The organism is Clostridium sp. 1001283B150210_160208_E6, assembly GCF_015669365.1.
Lineage (GTDB): Bacteria > Bacillota > Clostridia > Clostridiales > Clostridiaceae > Clostridium > Clostridium paraputrificum.
In genome coordinates, this window is sequence record NZ_JADPAA010000010.1 from 44,608 (window position 1) to 63,237 (window position 18,630).

Consider the following 18,630-nt stretch of genomic DNA (forward strand, 5'->3'; position numbering starts at 1 on the left):
ATTGATAGTCAGTCCTTTTATTTTTATGAAAGGAGTGATTATTGTTGGCTGATAATATGGGTGCAATTTTTAGCGTAGAGTTTGAAGATTATGCTTCGGTAAAGAAAAAACTTGATATTTTAACTTCGCAAATACAAACTAATTCAAAAATTAGTTTTGCTATAGATAATAATGCAATAATAAAAGCTTTAACTGATATAAATAAATTAGCTTCTCAAAAGATAGATATATCTCCGAATGGAGATATAAGGATGTTGTCTACGTATAAAGATGAGCTAGGACAAATCATTAAACTAAAACAAGATTTAGCAAAAGATACAACAAGTATTTCTATTGATAGTAATATTACAAAACAAGCACAAGAACAACAGCGAATTGCCAAAGAAACATCTAATATGTGGCAACAAATAAGTCAAAAACAAAGACAAGAATCACAGCAAGAAGCTGATGAATATAATAGAATACAACGAGAAAAGTATGATTCGGAACAAGAGTTTATAAATGCATCCAATGCTTTAAAACAAAAGGCTAGTCAAAGAAGAATACAAGAAGCACAACAAGAAGCTAGTATTGTAAATAAAACATTAGAAGCTAATTATAAAGAACAACAAACAGCAGAAAATCAATATAAACAAGCGCAAAAATTAATCGAATTAGAAAAAGAAAAGTTAAATATAAGATTAAAAAGTGTAGAGCTAAATAGAGGAGATTTAGTTAATAAAAATTACTCTAACGTTATTAAAAATAATATATCTAATCTTAATGGTAACACTGTTGATGATGTTAGAAATAAAACTAGACTACTTAATATAGAATTGCAAAAATTAGACCAAAATGCTAGGGCAAAAGGATTGGCTATTGGTAAAACTGAATTGCAAGGATTTGGGGATTCTTTAAAATCTGTTACTGCAAATCTAGGTTTATTTTTTACTAGTGGAATGCTTTTAAGAAGTGTTTTTAACGAGCTTAGAACAGGTTTAACAGATATAAAAAATTTAGATGATGCTTTAAGGGATTTAAAAAGAGTTGCTGACGATGTAAGTGATAATACATTAAATAGCTTTGTTAATAAAGCAAATAGTATGGCTATAGCATTAGGTAGCTCTACAGAAGGAGTCATAAAGGCGACAACAACTTTTAAGCAATTAGGGTATACTTTTGAAGAAGCTTCTAATTATATGGCTAAAAATAGTATTATTTTATCTAACGTAGGAGATATGTCTGCGGAAGATAGTGCAAATTCAATAGTTTCAATATTAAAGGCATTTAAACTTGAGGCTAGTGATACAACTCAAGTAGTTGATATGTTAAATGAAGCTGGTAATAAATTTGCTATAACTACACAACAATTAGCTGAAGGTTTGAGAGTTGGCTCTGCATCTTTGGCAATTGCAAATAATGATTTAGCACAAAGCTCTGCATTAATAACTACTGGAACAGAAGTATTAAGAAACCCTGAACAAGTAGCTAATGGGCTTAAAACTATAAGCATGAGACTACGTGGAATAGCAGACGAAAATGGTGAATTAGTTCCTGAGATGCAAGAATTGGTTAAAAGCCTTTCAGGTGTAGACATTACAGATAAGCAAACAGGTGATATAAGATCAACATTTGATATCTTAAATGATATGGGCAAAGTATGGGATAAATTAGGCGATAAACAACAAGCGTTGTTAGCTGAAAATGTTGCAGGTAAAACGCGTGCCAATGTATTTGCAAGTATTATGCAAAATGCTGAAAAATTAGATGAAGCGTATACAAAGTTGCAAAATAGTGCTGGAAGTGCAGAAGAAGAACAAGCTAGATATATGGATTCTATTAGTGGTAAACTAAATGCATTTTCTGAAAGTGTAAAAAAGATATGGATAGATTCTATTAATACTGATGCTGTTAAAAATATCATAGATATGGGTACAACGTTTGTTAATATATTTGATGGTGTTATTAACACAGTAGGGGTGTTGCCAACTACAATAACTGCTGTTACTGGTGCATTGACAATATTTAACGAAAAGTTCAGAGAATCTACAACAATATTTATGAATGCTATTCCATTATTGAATAACATGTTCAATGGGCTAAATAGTATGACACTTAATTTACAAGCAAGTTCTACACAGTTAAAGAGTCAAATTGCAACTTTAAAAACATACGCACAATCTTATCAACAAGCAGGTATGTCTACAAAGATTATGGGAACAAATTTGGCAATGTTACAAGCTAAATTAGCAGTTACTACTGTTGGACTAATTGCTACTAAGGTTGCTACAATAGCCCTACAAACAGCATTTTCTATGGGGTTATCTCTAGCTATTACAGGTGCTATAAGTTTAATTGGTAAGTTAGGTAAAGAACTTATAGGTACTGGTAAAAGTATGTCTGAATGCAAAACTCAGGCAGAGTCATTACAAAATGTGCTATCAAAAGAAAATGGAGATAATGACTTAATATCACAATATGAAAAATTAAACAAGTCATTAGAAGACGGAAATTTAACAGAACAAGAACGTAGTGAAATCAACAATAAGATTTATGATGTAAAAGAAAAAATCAGTAATCTAGATAGTGATTATAAAAGAATCTTGGAAGATAACACTGGCTCTTATGAGGAACAATTAAATCTGATGAAAGGGATATATGATTTAAAATTAAAGGATTCTTCTAAAGACTTAGATAATGAGATGATGTCTCAGAAAAAAGCCGAAAGAATCAAAAATCAATTAGATCAAAATATTCAAGCAATCAGAGAGTATCAAGAAAATGGTACTTGGATGGGAACAAAAGAGTCTGAAGACAGTATGTCTAAAGCTTTTGAGAAAGCAAAGAAAAATGTAAAAGAGTATTATACTGAATTATCTATGTATAATTCTAACGTAAAGCTAATGGAAGAAGCTAATTATAGTTCAGGTAGGTCTGTTTTAGAATTAAGTGATGACGCTAAGAATTTATATAATGAGCTATATAATGTACAAGGAGCTTTAAATGGAGCGAAGCGAGAAACAGAAGACTTAGGCAATTCAACTGAAATGACAAAACAACAGTTTGAGTCTATGGCAGATACCATTAGTGGTTCAACTAACAAGATAAAGCTACTACAAGATGTTATAGAAGAGTTTGGTAAAACTGGTAAGATATCTGCTAGTTTAGAAGATAAAATATTCGCATCAAATGACCTTGAAATGATTGCTATGCTAGGTGATAAGAATACATTTCTTGAAAAGGCAAACGGACTCTTAAATCAAGAAATAGAATTAAGAGAACAAAATAAAAAGGTTATAATTGAAGAAGCGCAAAATCAAGTAAATAGTGACAATGTTAAAATTACTTCCACTCAGCGTATATTAAATGATATGGCTAAGATGACTGGTAAAACAGTTGATGAGTTAGGAAAACAATATGGTGTAGATGTTAGTAATTTCAATAGTTCACAAAACCCTAAAGCCAATGCTATGTCCAACGTTTTAAATGATATGGCTAAAATGACAGGAAAAACAGTTTCTCAACTAGGAAAAGAGTATGGTATAGATGTCGAAAACTTTAAAAATGCTAGTCAAGCTAAAATAGACATATTTGAAAAACAATCTCAATTTACTAAGACTAAAATGGATATGTTGCAGAATGGTTTTGATCCGTTGTTAGATAAGTGGGAAGAAAAGTTTAACAAAAATCAAAATCCTTATGGATGGAAACCAGTTGTATCATCTAATTATGTGCCTATTTCTTCGAGTTATAACCCTGTTTCCTCTAATTATAGCTCAGGTGGTTCTAAGTCAAGTAAATCTGAAGTGGCTGATTTAGAATTAAAAATAGATAGATATTATAAGCTTAATAATGTTATAGAGGGGCTAAATTCCACTTTAGGAATTTACGAATCCAAGTTAGAATATGCTACAGGTAAAAAATATGTTGATATAATTAACGAAGAACTTAGCATATATAAACAACAACAACAAGCTATACAAAATAAAGTATCTGAAATGAAGAAAGAACAGGCAGAGCAAAAAAGACTATTGCAACAAAATGGTTTTATTTTTGATAGCATTGGTAATATAACTAATGCAACTCAAAGATTACAACAATTGCAGAATAGTGCTAATTCAAAATCAGGTAATGAAAAAGAAAAAGCTAAGAAACAAGTTGAAAACATTTCTGAAGCTCTAAAGAATTATGCTGATTTAACTTTTAATTCTCTTCCGGAGATGGAGAAAGAGTGGCAAAATTTATCTAATAAAATCAAAGATACCAATAAAGAAATGACAAATCTTGTATCTGAACAAGAAGAAAAGATATACGATTTAATTAAATATAAATTAGAGAAACTTGTTGATGAAGAAACAAAAGCCTTAAATAATTTAAAAAACAAAATGGATAAAATGTGGTCTAAGGAAGATTATCAAGATGAATTAGATGAAAAGCAAAATAATTTAGCCGATTTATATGCACAAATGCAAGAAGCTTTACGTGGTGGAAATACTATGCTGGCTGAAAACCTAAGAAAAGAATATGAAGAAGCACAAAAAGAATTAAACAATCTTATTAAGGAACAAGATAGAAATGACTTTACAGATAAAATAGATGATAAGATTTCAAGTTTAGATGAAGCATTACAAGAAGCATTGAAACCTGAAAATATTAACAAAATAATAGAAAAAGGTTTGAAGACTGGTTATATACAAATTGGTGATGAGATTATAAATGTGCAAAATGCTATGAATGAGATGATAAAAGAAACTACAGTAGGTTTCCAAACAGCAGGAAATGCTATGAAGGAATATATAGATAGTTTAAAAATAGCAGAAGAAATTTATAAAAATATACAAGGTATTAATGCTAATTTAGGTATCACAGTAGATAAAAATTTTGGAAATAAAAGTAGGATTTTAACAACACCTAGTCAACTTTCTAGGGTGGCTACAAATACTAATAATAATAACAATGTGACAATAGAAGTTAATAGTCCATTAGTAGAAGTAGGAAGTGTTAGCGATGTAACCAAAGATGAAATTGTAAATTTAGTAGATAACAAATTAGATAGATTAAAGGATGATATAGTTGATGTAATTCAACATAATACTTAAAAATATTTTAGGGAGGTAAAAGCAGATAGCAAGTACATTGTTTCGCTTGTTATCTCCCTAATTTTTTCGCTTAGAAAGGAGGAATAAAAAAGTGGATACAGAAATATCTAAGGTTTATTCCATAAAATTAGATACAAAAGGTAAAGGAATAATTGCAAAAGATATAAATAATAAGTCTTTAATTTGCAATGCTAGTGATAGTATTAAAATCGTTATAGAGCTACTAGAAGACGGTTTAAATAAAGAGTTAGGCGGTAACTGTAATATAAATTTAATAAGTCATATACAGCACGTTAACGGCTCTGTAGACGATGTTAAACAAGACAATACAGATGGAAGTATAACATATGAAATTATTGATGGAAAAACTATTATAACTATATATCCTAAAGATAGTTTTAATTTAAATGAAGGAATTTCTGAAAATGAAATAGTTATAGCAGATGAGAATGAAAATATATCAGTTCAACATTTCAAATTTAAAATTAATCCATCTTTAAATAATAATATAGTACGTGATTCTATAGATAGCATAAATACTTTAACTGAATTGGAAAAACAGATAAAGAAAAACGAAGTTGTATTACAAGAAACAACTCAACAAGCTGTTAATATGCAAAAACAAGTTGATGATAAGTGTGATGAAGTAGATACTATATTAGCACAACAAGATGTAATTATAGATGATAGTATAAATGAAATGAATGCCAAGATAAACAATATGAATACTACAATAGATACACAAGTGTTAAAAACTATTAAATTAAATAGCTTAGAAATACCATCGGAAAATGTTATTTATTTTGCAACTAAACTAATAAATGAGAAAGCTGAAAACTTAATAAATAAAGCTTTTGATGTTCATATAGGAGGGCATGTTTATAATACAAATACATTACAAACTACTATAGGGATATTGAATTTCTACATGTTAAACAATAACCTATATGTTGATTATAGGTCTTTAGCAGATAGGAATATGAATGGTAATACAGTAAGTGTAGAAGTATTGTTTAGTAATAAATTAAACTATATACCTAAAAGTGCTATAGGCTATAAGTTATTATTTAAAACTAAATTAGCTAAATCTTTAAATACAAATGATACAATGTTTGCTTATATAACCCCTAAATCTGATAGTAAGATTAAATGGGGTGAGTAGTTATGTTTCAAGGACGATGTGATTTCTTTGATTTTGATGGAAGAAGTAGTGAATATTTGGGGTGGAGAATCGTACAAGTTGGCAATGCAGACTTTGAAACTAATTTTGGTGCTGAATATAAGGTTGAAACAGTAGAAGGTATAAATGGTAGACAAGATTTTGTAAGAGCTACAGCTGATTTACAAGAGTTGCCTATTACTATATGTAAAATGAATGCTATGGGGAATCCACTACCAGTTACCAATAAAGAAATACAATTCTTAATAGATTGGTTAAAAACTGATGAAAATAAAATTCTAGTAGCAAATGGATTAGTTTACAAAGGTATGTTTGCTAAATCAGGAACTCAAGTAAGAAAACAAGATGAATATTGTTATATAAATCTAACTTTCAAAATGGCTGAAGGTTGGTGCAATAGAAAACAAGTCAATAGTGGAGTTAAAATAGTTAATAATACTTATAATATAGAATTAGAAAGTAAAGCTACTATAAATAAAAATAATATACCATTGGTAATGAGAGTTAAGTTATTAGGTGATACAAGTAACATTACTATAACTAATATTAGCACAGGTGTTAAGTTTACTATGAACGGAATAACAGATGAATTAGATAAAGAGTTTGAGATAAATGATTTTGACGGAAATGAATTTATAACAAATTTACAAGATGACACAAGGAATTTAGCAAAGTTATTAGAAAAACCTAGGGATTTTATTTATCTTAGGAAAGGTAAAAATAGAATTAAAGTTGAATGTGATGGTAAAGCAAAAATACTATTCACGTATATAGACAATTACCAAATTGGAATGTAGGGTTTAGGAATTATTCTAAACCCTTTTTGTTATGAAAATAATTAAATTTTAATATAGATGAAAATAATGTATAGGAGGATTTTTATGAGAAGTGTTAAGGCTAATGGCAAGGCTATGAGAATTGAACTTTATAGAAATAGAAGTGAATTCTTATATAATATACCTTTAGAATGGATAGATAAAATAGAGTATAGATATAATGATATTTCTAAATTTGAAATAAAAGTACCTAAATATATAGGTGTAGATCATAAGATTAATCCTATATATATGAAGATTTTGAGTAGACAACAAATAGTTATAGATGATAATGATAGATATATCTTAATGGAGAAAAAAGGATTAACTAAAAAACATAATGGAGATAAAACATTCACAGCTTATAGATTTCAAAAAACTTTAGAAAAGAAAAGAATCAGTATTGAGAGTGGAAACTACCAACTTATAAGTGATGAAACTCATATAGCAAAAGGAATTCTTGAACTAGCGTTAGAAGGCACACAATGGACTATAGGAGAAGTTGATAATGATGCTAGAATAGTTAATCAGTTAGCTCCTGTAATTGAAACTATAGGTTTATATGAGGGTTATACAAAGAATAATGTACAATATGAAGACTTATTATGGTCTAAAGATTTCAATATAACCATACCCGAAGATAAGCCTTTATATATTACAGTTAATTATAATGGAGTGGAAGCAAATAAAGAAGGTACTAAGTATGGATTTGCTAATGTGATTAATAAGTTTGATCCATTTTACACAGGGATAAAACATATTGATGCTTATTATGTTAATGAGGTTAATAATAGGTTCGGTGTAAAATATGTTGTTACTTTACAAGACGGGGTACAAGAAACAGTAAGTCATACATTTGTTAATACTACAGATAAGAATTTAAGTATTGAAAATATTAATTTACAATATGAAACTGGTGAATATATAGAACAGGATATTATAGCTTATCCAAGTTTTGATGAAATTGACGATAATGTATTAAACTTATTAGAAAAAATAGAAGAAGTATTTGAGTGTGTAATGGATTATGATACCATAACTAAAACTATTAATTGTTATGCTAAGAAAAATGTAGGTGTATCAAAGCAACCTATGCTAAGTTTTAATAGTAATATACTAGAAATTAGTGATACGGAAGATAGCGAAATACCAACGGGGATTAAAGTAATCGGAAAAGATGGGTTGAGTATTTCAGGAGAAAACATTTTTGGTGGAGATATAATTTATAATTATAATTATTACATAAATAATAAAATATTATCAGATGAGTGTATTACTAATTGGAATAGATTTGTTGCTTTAGCTACTATAAAAAGAGATGAATGGGATTTAATAAAATCTCAAGTCGGTCTAATGGGTAGTAAAAAGATAAAATTAGATAGTGAAATTACGAGTTTATCTAATAGGATAACTTATAATAAGGAGTTATTAAGTACATATATTGCTACTGGTGACAAAGAAGCACAAAAGGAAATACAATTAGAAATAGAAGAATTGGAAACTAAATTTAATGCTTGTATGAGAGATTTAGATGACACTAATAAACAAATACAAGAGTTAAATGATAGAACATCAGAAATTTCTAATAGCTTAAACAGAAAGACAGCTAAAGATGATAATGGATTAATATTCACAGAAGATGATTTACAAGAATTAGATGATATAGATGAAATTATAACATTAGAAGATGATTATTACACTAATGCTAATTTATTATATGAATATGCTAAAAAGGAATTAGAAGATAAAACAAATCCTAAGATAGATTGGGAAATGGATTCTATTAATTTCACTAAGTGTTCTAAGAACTGGAAAAAGGTAATAACTTTAGGTGACTTGTTTTTATGTAAATCTGATGTGGAAGAAGTTATAAAACAAGAAGAAGTAAGATTGGTAGGATTTGATTATATACCTAAAAATGACGTTATTGATAAAGTTTATTTTAGTAATAAAGATAGCTTAACTAATAAACTGCAAAAGGGGTTTGGTACATCAGCAAGAAAGGCAAGTAAGTCATATCAAAAGGTTAATAGTTATGAACAAATATGGCAGGATAGCATTATGAGTAATAACTTAGCAAAAACATTGTTAGAAAATGGACTTAACTTAGCTACTATGCAGGTAAACGGAAGAAGTGTTAAGAATATTTTAGATATGGGTTCATATGGTGTATATGTAAGTGATACAGAATCTGAAACTGGTTCTTATCTAGGAAGTAATTTATTTGCAATTACTAAAGATGGATGGAAAACAAGCGAGATTGCCATATCTAGTGAGGGTATAAATGCAAAACTATTAATTTCAACTATAATACTTTCAGAAAAACTGACAATATCCTCAGAAGATACTTTATTCTACATAGGAATAACAGATAAAGCTAAAGAGGGTTTTGGATTAAGAATATCTGAAGGTAATGCTATTGTTAACACAGAAAGATTGTTCTTAGGTTTAGAAAAGGATTCTGATGGAATTAGGAGAGCTAAATTAAGGCTTATATCTAAGGATGGACAAGAAGTTATATTAAGTGATGAAGGGATTTTAAATCACAATGAATTTAACGTTTTTGACAATATATCTCCTGAAGATGGATGTGAGATGACAATACCAATAAAAATTCCTAGTGGTACTAGGAGAATGAAAGAGTGTATTTTGACATTATTCCCTGAAAAATATAGACTTTGGAGTAGGGGTGCAAGTTCAGGAGGTGGAGTCAATAAAACTTCTGAATCAGGAGGTTCTATTAACAAAGGTGCTTCGAGTAGTTATGTTGATGAACATAGACATATAATGTTTAAATCTGCTGAAAACGCTGAACCAATAGTTGATATAGACCAAGCTGTAGAATATTTGTGTTCTGCAAGTATGTGGGGAGCAGATGGTTCAAATGTAATAAATTCTTTATATATACCTGTACAAAATGGAGTTATTTCACCTAAAACATTGTATACGTATGGTCAGAGTAATCGTCATAACCATACATTTACTATTGTAATAGATGGGCATACTCATGTTATAAAAATAGATCCTCATACACACGATGATGTCGTTGGTGTTAGAACGGTTAATAATACACCAAGTAATATTAAAGTAGTCGTAAATGGTACAACTGTTGCAACAGGAATAAATGGGTACGGTGTAGAAGTAGACATTACTGACTATATTGACATAAATAATCCCAATAATATTGTTAAGATATATTCTTCTACACATGGTAGATTAACAGTTAATGTATTTGAAAAACGATTTATAAACTTTTAACGTATATTAAATAAAAAATAAGTTATATACATTAATATGTATACTTTTTTTGATGTTTGGCATATAATATTATTAGAAGCAATATATGGGAGGAGTTTTTAATATGAAGAAAAAGTTGGTAGCGTTTTTAGCTATATTTGTTTCAATTTTTATGATTGCATGTGGCAAAACTAGTTTAGATATAGATAAAACAATAGAAAACGCCTTAAATGGCAATAATAATTATATAGAGACATATAGTGCTATTTTTGTAGAAGAAAATGGTGAAGAATCAGTTGAAACATTTGTAACTGTAAAAAATGAAGACATAGTTGATATTGAGAATAAGCTTAACGAAATAGACTTTGAAAAATTTGATTATACAGATATTAAGCTAAAGATACAAATTGATAGTGAAAATAGTTATGATATAATTAAAGAAATAAGTAAGTAATAAATTAAGACTAGAGATAATAATTCTCTAGTCTTTCTTATGTATAAAAATATGTTTTATGGTTAGAATGTTATATGTAAATTAAAAATTTGTTAGGAAATATTAAAGGAGCTAATAAGTAAAACTTAAAAATCTACAACATTAATAAATCCTAACTTAATTTGTTAACGGCTAAACATATGTAAATGGTTTATAAAAGTAAATAGCATATAAGCCATAAAAGATATACTCATTAACGGGGAGATATATCTTAAACCATAATAGGCTAGTTTTGGTGTGTAAATCTGCACTAATACTAGTCCTATTAGCATTTTCCAAAATACATTAATAGTTAGCCTTAATTTAACATTATACTTTAGTTGATAATACATTCTTCTCATTTTTTATCATTTCCTTTCTTTGGTATATTAAATTATATGTTCTTTATTCAAAAGTGATACCATTAATTTATTACAACATAAATTAAATATAAATTTGACATAGCAATCACTTGTATTATAATGGAAATAAACAAAGTAAAATTTGTTTATTTATTATAAGAAGGTGATGCTATTGATTATTTTGATTTAAATAAGGAACAGATATTAAATATATTATGGAATAAAAGGAGAGATTAAATGGAGAAATTAAGCATTATAACAGACAATAAAGAATTAAGGATTACAAGCGTAGAACTAGTAGATATTATAAATGATTTTAGAAAATTAGAAAGTGAATCTACGGAAAGAAAATATTCTCAATTAACACATAAGGATTTTATGAAGAAAATCAGAAAAGAGCTAGAATCGTTAAATATACTGGATTTGAATAACGAGGGAAATATTTCGCCCGTTAATTACAAGGATAAAAAAGGAGAAAGTAGACCTTGTTACTCTCTTAATAGAGATGGGATGTTGCAAATGTTAAATAGCGAGAGTGCATTAGTTAGATATAAAACAATAGAATACATAAATAAGCTAGAATCCGAGTTAAAATCAAATCAACCTAAATTACCTACGTATGCAGAAGCGTTAAGACAATTAGCAGATAGTATAGAAAAGAATGAACAATTACAACTTGAGAATACACAACAAAGACAGTTAATAGGTGAGATGAAACCAAAGGTAGAATATGTAGATACTATATTACAATCAACAGATACATTGACAGTTAGTCAAATAGCTAAAGACTATGGAATGTCAGCACAAGAGTTGAATAAAATTTTAAGCAATGAAAAGGTACAATATTGTCAACGAGGACAATGGTTGTTATATTCTAAATACCAAGACAGAGGTTATACAAAAAGTAATACAGTTACATATAAACACAAAGATGGAAGTATAGGATCAAAATTAAGTACGAAGTGGACTCAAAAAGGAAGACTTTTTATTAATGATATATTAAAGAAAAATGGAATAGTAGCTTTGATGGATAAAGAGGTTAATGAGGCAATATAAAGTAAATTAAATATATAGTATGTAATAAAGACCTATTTGGTTAGGTCTTCTTTTTCCCATTTAATTTTATAACCAATAATCTCAGCAATTTCTTTAACTTCTGAATATTTTATAGTTCCACGACTAAGTTTATTACTTAAGTTTTGTGATGTGGTTTTTTCATGGTCGGGTTTGTTTTCGTTGATTTTTTCAACTAATTTTTTAATGCTCCATCCTGATGCCACAATGTAACTTTTAATTTCATTTCTTATTATATTCAAATAATCACCTCATAATTAATTATACTATATAGTTTCAATTTATTCAATTTAATTTAAAAAGTTTTAAAATAGTGTTGACACATGAAACTATATAGTGTAATATAAAACTATAGTAAATATTTCTAAATGAGGTGATTGAATGGTTGTATAGAAAATAAATCAAAAAAACAATAAAGGTTGATTTACCAACCTAAATCGAGTATCTATAACATAAAACTAAGAATATTAGTAAGTTTATAGAAGAATATCTCGATAATGCTTCAGGTGTTAAATCACTTGGTAAAGGTTGTGTAGGGGAGTGGCTACAAGTCAGAGTTCTACACCGATACAACTTTTTGAATTGAATATAAGTTTAAGTACAAATGGCTTATTTACAATAGTTTAATATTAACAAAGGTTGTATTTAAATAATTAGGTCATTAACTCAAAAAACCTCCTAGATGTTTAATATTAACAAAGGTTGTATTTAAATATATGGAAGATGGTTGGAAAGATTTAATTTAGTAAAGTTTAATATTAACAAGAGTGTTTTGTAAAAAGGAATGAGAATTATGAAATTTAATAAATGTATAAAAGTAACATTAATCAGATGTTTAAATTATGATTATAGAGAAACAAAACAAATAGTAAGAGATTTTCAATATAAGTATAGTAAAGCTTATAACATGGCAACCAACTACTTATATCTGTGGGATACAAATAGTATGAATTTAAAGAACCTTTATGATACTAAAATAGTAGATAAAGAATTATTAGGAAAGTCTAAATGTGCATGGATTGAGAATAGGATGAATGAAATTATACAGGATTCAAATACAAGCAATGTTGCACAAGCTAGACAGGATGTAGTTAACAAATATAACAAATGCAAAAAAGATGGATTGTTTAAAGGAAAAGTTTCTTTACCAACATATAAACTTGATTCTAAAGTAATTATTCATAACAATTCATACAAACTAAGAAATCACAATGGGTATTTTATAGATATAGGATTACTTAATAAAGATAAACAAAAAGAACTGAATGTAGGAAGGTTTGAATTTCAGATAGACAAGCTAGATGGTAATAAAAAAGCTACAATTAATAAGATAATAAACGGAGAATACAAACAAGGATCAGCACAAATTAGTATATCTAAGAAAGGCAAAATAGAACTTATTATATCATATAGTTTTGATAAAGAAGAAGTTCCAGTATTAGATAAAAACAGAGTACTAGGGATTGACTTAGGTATAACTAATGTAGCAACTATGAGTGTATATGATTCTATCAAAGATGAATATGATTATTTTAGTTGGAAAACAAATGTAATAAGTGGAAAAGAATTAATAGCATTTAGACAAAAGTATTATAACTTACGTAGGGATATAAGTATAGCAAGTAAAGTAGCAGGTAAAGGAAGATGTGGACATGGTTATAAAACTAAGATGAAACCAGTTGATAAGATTAGAAATAAGATTGCTAATTTTTCTGATACATATAACCATAAGATTAGTAAATATATAGTTGAATTTGCTGTTAAGAATAACTGTGGAGTTATACAAATGGAAGATTTAAGTGGAACTACAGCAGATACTAATAATAAAATGCTTAAAGATTGGTCTTATTATGGTTTACAACAGAAAATAGAATATAAAGCTAAAGAACAAGGGATAGAGGTTAAAAAGGTTAATCCTAAGTATACAAGTAAAAGATGTAATAAATGTGGTTGTATACATGAAGATAATAGAGATTGTAAAAATAGTCAAGCTAAATTTGAATGTAAAGTATGTGGACATAAGGATAATGCTGATATAAATGCAAGTAAAAATATTGCTATTCCTGATATAGATATAATTATTAAGGAAACTGAAATATTATAACACTATCCAAAAGGGGGATATGAGAATGGAAAATTGTAAAACTAACTACACTACAGATGAATTTATAATTAATGAAAGCATACTAGAAAGTATTAACACTACTAGGGAAAATTTCATACAGTACGGAAGATGGTTGGAAAGATTTAATGTAGTAAATACAGATGATAACTACGAACAATATTTAATGCAAGGTGGATACAAATGGGAAGAAGAAAGAAGTAAACATATTAAGGATGAGTTGTTTGGATTTTTGGTAGAAGTCTTAACGAGTGGGATGAACTTAGGAATAATTAATAGAAAAGCAGATAAATATTATGTATTAGATGATTTTCAATTTAGATTTAATGAGGATAATACCTTATTACATATAGAGAGTACAAATGAGAATATAAATATTCCAATCACAGAAGAAACCAATGTGAATATTGGTGTGAGCGAGATGCAAATAGGAGATTTTATTATAGAAGAAATAGAATAATTATATATTATTTTCAAGATCAGTTTAACAACTGGTCTTTTTTATTGTAAAAAAGTAATTAAAATTCATAATTTATAACAAATATTAAATAAATTGATAAAGAAGGATATTATCATTAGTAGCATTCTTTATCAATTTATTAAAGGAGGAATAAAACAATGATAGTAGAAAATGATAATGGTGTTATTAGTGATTACTATAAAGATTTAAATACTGGTATACCAATAGTTAAGATAAAAACTGAGAAACAAACTGTTAATAGTTTAAAAAATGTTATACAACTAATAGAAACGCCTGATGAACAAGAAAGAGTTACTATAGTTGACAGTACAGATATGGTTGAAGTTGATAATTATGAAGATTTAACAGAAGAAAATCAATATTGGGTTGATTATAATAGTCCTTTGGGAAATATATATTTTCATCCTAGTAAAAAAGCACAAACATATCATATTAAATATGGTTCAAAAGGGTACACTCTTATATCTGCCAATAAGATATTTACCAAACTAGACGAACAAGGAAATGTAGTAGAGGTTTTAAGTGACATTATTGAACAAGGCAGAGAAATAATAGATGAGTTACTAATATTGGGCGGAGCAGTTCAAGTATTTTATAAATTACAACAAGCAATAGCTGATGGTAATGAATTACATACAAACTTACAATCAGATATATCTACTGGAGAACCACTTAATGAATCATTAAAAGTAGAAATTCCAAAAGCACAAGTAATTGAACCTAAGTTAAAAGAACAAAATGTTGAAGCTAATAGAATACTTCCTTTATTAACTACTCAAAATGAACAAGCTGTGATTAATCATAGTAATTTACAAGAAGATGTTATAAACACAGGTGAAATTGTAGATAAGATAAAAACCACTGGTAATGCTTCGTTTGTAATTGAGGTTGGAGATTGGACAGCTAGTGATGACTCTAACTGGACATATATGTATACATTATCAACTTCTTTACATTCAAGTGATTTAGTATTTAAAACGCAAGAAATAACCACTAAAGGGTTTGAAGATTGTTTGTTATATAGTATTGTAAAAGATGCCAATACGATAGCATTTTATACTGATAATAATATTAGAACAAAAATTGTAGTAAACGCTAGGCAATATGGGGGAATTATTCAGGATTTTTCAGTAGTAAATACAGATTTAATTTCTGAAGGAGCGAGTAACAAATATGTAACTTCACAAGAAAAAATTAACATAGGGACTATACATAACAAGGTAGACAAAGAAGAAGGGAAGGGTTTGTCTACTAATGATTATACAGATTTAGATCAATCAGAAGTTGCAAAAATAAAAAACTTATTAAACTTAACTTATCCCGTTGGTTCAATTTATATGAGTGTTAACAACACTAATCCAAAGTCTTTATTTGGTGGAACTTGGGAGGAGTTTGCAAAAGGTAAAACCTTAATTGGAGTAGATACAGCACAAACAGAGTTTAATATAGTAGAAAAAACAGGTGGAGAAAAAACTCATAAATTAACAACACTCGAAATGCCAAAACACATACATGATTGGAATGGATATTCTGCTGGAAACCTTTATTCCGGAAGTGGAAGTAGTGTTACATACGCATTGTTTGGGAATGATGCTTGGAGTGGCGGTGCATCAAATGGTATACAACCGGTAGGCAGTGATCAACCACACAACAACCTACAACCTTATATTACTTGCTATATGTGGAAAAGAACTAAATAGTTAAAATTTGTTTTGTAGTTAGTCAGATATATATATATATATATAAACAATTATTTAGACTAGTAAAAATATTAAATACATGAATGAAAGAAGTGATAAAAGATATGAATATAAATGAAATTTTATTAAAAGTAAAACAGGTAGCGAATAAACAGGATAAAACAGACAATTTATTAACTACTACAGCTAAAACTATAGTGGGTGGTATTAATGAAGTTAAGTTGCAATTAGAAGAAAATGTGCAAGAAGTTAATAAGGTTAAAACTGATTACGCTAAAAAAACAGAAGTATCAGAATTAACTAAAGATAAAGCAACAGTAAACTATGTTAATGATAGTGTTGCTAGAGTATCAAGTGGAACACCATTGTTTGCTAGTTCTATTAGTGAAATGACTGATACTACAAGAAATTATGTCAATACTACAGATGGTTATTTATATATTTATAATGGCAATGCGTTTGTGAAGAGTACAGTTAAGTACCAAGAATTAGGATTGAGTGATAATCAGGTTACAGTTGAAAAAACTGATTTTGCTGAAAAGGTTGAAGTTGGGACTGAAGAAGTGTCTTTAAATAACCTGTTTACTATTGTTGGGCAATTATCCATTGCTAATGGAGTTTTAAAAACTGGTGTAACTACACATAGAACTACAGATTTTATAGATGTCGAAGGTGTCAGTAGGTTCTTTAGATACGTTGGCGATGGTAGTTCTAATAGTGCGTATAAAGACCATGAATACTGCTTGTATGGATCAGATAAAGCATTTATAAGTGGAGAAAGCAGAAATACTTCATATACGGTAAAATCTTATAAAGGTAAATATGGTTGTTATTATGATATACCAGAAGGAGTCAAATATATTAGATTCTCATTACCTGAAGTAAATATAGAGAGTGGTACTGGCTCTCTATATACTTATTTAAAAATTATTAGTGCTTATGATACTAAGTTAAAAGGTATGTATTACGAGGATTACATTGAAGAAAGACTAAATAATTCTCCTTCAATAGATAAGCCATTAAAAGATAAGACAATAGTATTTATGGGAGATAGTATATTTGGTAACTTTAGAGATGAAACTGGAATACCATCACTTATAGCTAAGAATACAGGAGCTACTGTATACAACTTAGGATTCGGTGGAACTGATATGGCAGGTAGAAATGACTCTAACAGCCAAGCTATATATTGGGATAAATTTAGTTGTTGTAGAATTATTGACTGTATAGAAACTGGAGATTTTACTCCTATGGAAGAAGCCTTACCACATATGTCAAGTGCATTAAGTTATTTTGCAGAAAATATAGAGATATTAAAACGACTAGATTTTTCTAAGGTAGATATTATTGTATGGGATTATGGTACAAATGATTTTGCAAGAGGAAAATTATTATATGATAATGACAATCCTAATAATATTTATTCATATAATAATGCTTATAGGTATTCTATAGAGAAGTTATTAACATTATATCCTCACATAAGAATTATACCAGTTACTCCTGCTTGGAGATTTTGGCAGGATGGTGGAGTTTATCAATATGATAGTGATACGCATGTTATTAATAATAACAAATTATATGACTTTGTAGAAAGTGCTGAAAAATCAACAAAAGCATATCATTTACCTATAATTAATATCTATGATATATTAGGTGCTAATAAATTTACTAGAACACAATACTTTGATGCCACAGATGGTACTCATCCTAATATAAATGGACGTTTGAGGTATTCAGGAATATTATCCAATATAATACCTATATTCACTAAATCATAAATATATTAAGGGGGAAATTATATGTATAAAAAAGCAAAAATGTACTGCTTTGGATTATGTGCTTTTAATTGCAAAGATTGCTATGTTGTTAAATTTAATAAAGAACAAGAAGAAAAGAAATTAAATAAGTAATAGTATGTTACATGAGTAAAGACCGAAAGGACGAAGTAAACCAAAGTGATAGAATAAGGCTTTTAATTGGAAAATAAAAAGGAGTATAACTGCAAATAATATTACTGCGAATAAATATTGAATACAATTATGCTCCTATTATGAAATTCTAATAGAGCCAGTATTGTGGTCCTTATTAGATTACATTATTAGTATT

11 protein-coding genes are annotated in these 18,630 nt (G+C 28.2%); 10 read left to right on the forward strand and 1 reads right to left on the reverse strand.

The window, feature by feature from the left end; all coding sequences use genetic code 11:
• The first annotated feature begins 44 nt into the window (after nucleotides 1-44).
• The 6 genes from I4V16_RS11390 to I4V16_RS11415 all read left to right on the forward strand — a co-directional run bounded on the left by I4V16_RS11390 (nucleotide 45) and on the right by I4V16_RS11415 (nucleotide 12,200).
• Nucleotides 45-5,078, forward strand: coding sequence for a phage tail tape measure protein (locus tag I4V16_RS11390; RefSeq protein WP_195966750.1), 5,034 nt, complete (start codon nucleotides 45-47; stop codon nucleotides 5,076-5,078).
• Nucleotides 5,079-5,169: 91 nt separating this feature from the next.
• Nucleotides 5,170-6,240, forward strand: a complete 1,071-nt coding sequence (locus tag I4V16_RS11395; RefSeq protein ID WP_195966751.1) for a hypothetical protein — start codon at nucleotides 5,170-5,172, stop codon at nucleotides 6,238-6,240.
• 2 nt (nucleotides 6,241-6,242) lie between these two features.
• Nucleotides 6,243-7,055, forward strand: a complete 813-nt coding sequence (locus tag I4V16_RS11400) for a hypothetical protein (RefSeq protein ID WP_195966752.1) — start codon at nucleotides 6,243-6,245, stop codon at nucleotides 7,053-7,055.
• 84 nt (nucleotides 7,056-7,139) lie between these two features.
• The gene (locus tag I4V16_RS11405) at nucleotides 7,140-10,331 is read left to right on the forward strand and encodes a hypothetical protein (protein ID WP_195966753.1); all 3,192 of its coding nucleotides are present in this window, start codon (nucleotides 7,140-7,142) and stop codon (nucleotides 10,329-10,331) included.
• Nucleotides 10,332-10,434: 103 nt separating this feature from the next.
• The gene (locus I4V16_RS11410) at nucleotides 10,435-10,764 is read left to right on the forward strand and encodes a hypothetical protein (protein ID WP_195966754.1); all 330 of its coding nucleotides are present in this window, start codon (nucleotides 10,435-10,437) and stop codon (nucleotides 10,762-10,764) included.
• Nucleotides 10,765-11,381: 617 nt separating this feature from the next.
• Nucleotides 11,382-12,200 (forward strand): phage antirepressor KilAC domain-containing protein, encoded by an 819-nt coding sequence (locus tag I4V16_RS11415; RefSeq protein WP_195966755.1) that lies wholly within the window; start codon nucleotides 11,382-11,384, stop codon nucleotides 12,198-12,200.
• A 32-nt stretch (nucleotides 12,201-12,232) separates the two neighbouring features.
• Here the strand turns inward: I4V16_RS11415 and I4V16_RS11420 are convergent, their stop codons facing one another.
• Complete coding sequence (locus I4V16_RS11420) at nucleotides 12,233-12,460, reverse strand: LLM class flavin-dependent oxidoreductase (protein WP_195966756.1); 228 nt, start codon at nucleotides 12,458-12,460, stop codon at nucleotides 12,233-12,235.
• 551 nt (nucleotides 12,461-13,011) lie between these two features.
• On the opposite strand from I4V16_RS11420, the gene I4V16_RS11425 reads away from it, so the two are divergent.
• The 4 genes from I4V16_RS11425 to I4V16_RS11440 all read left to right on the forward strand — a co-directional run bounded on the left by I4V16_RS11425 (nucleotide 13,012) and on the right by I4V16_RS11440 (nucleotide 18,302).
• On the forward strand, nucleotides 13,012-14,322 hold the full coding sequence (locus I4V16_RS11425) for an RNA-guided endonuclease TnpB family protein (RefSeq protein WP_195966757.1): 1,311 nt from the start codon (nucleotides 13,012-13,014) through the stop codon (nucleotides 14,320-14,322).
• Between the two features lie 25 nt (nucleotides 14,323-14,347).
• Nucleotides 14,348-14,800, forward strand: coding sequence for a hypothetical protein (locus I4V16_RS11430; RefSeq protein WP_195966758.1), 453 nt, complete (start codon nucleotides 14,348-14,350; stop codon nucleotides 14,798-14,800).
• 158 nt (nucleotides 14,801-14,958) lie between these two features.
• The gene (locus I4V16_RS11435) at nucleotides 14,959-16,521 is read left to right on the forward strand and encodes a hypothetical protein (RefSeq protein ID WP_195966759.1); all 1,563 of its coding nucleotides are present in this window, start codon (nucleotides 14,959-14,961) and stop codon (nucleotides 16,519-16,521) included.
• A gap of 104 nt (nucleotides 16,522-16,625) precedes the next feature.
• Entirely contained in the window at nucleotides 16,626-18,302 is a 1,677-nt protein-coding gene (locus I4V16_RS11440; RefSeq protein ID WP_195966760.1) for an SGNH/GDSL hydrolase family protein, read from the forward strand.
• Nucleotides 18,303-18,630: the final 328 nt, after the last annotated feature.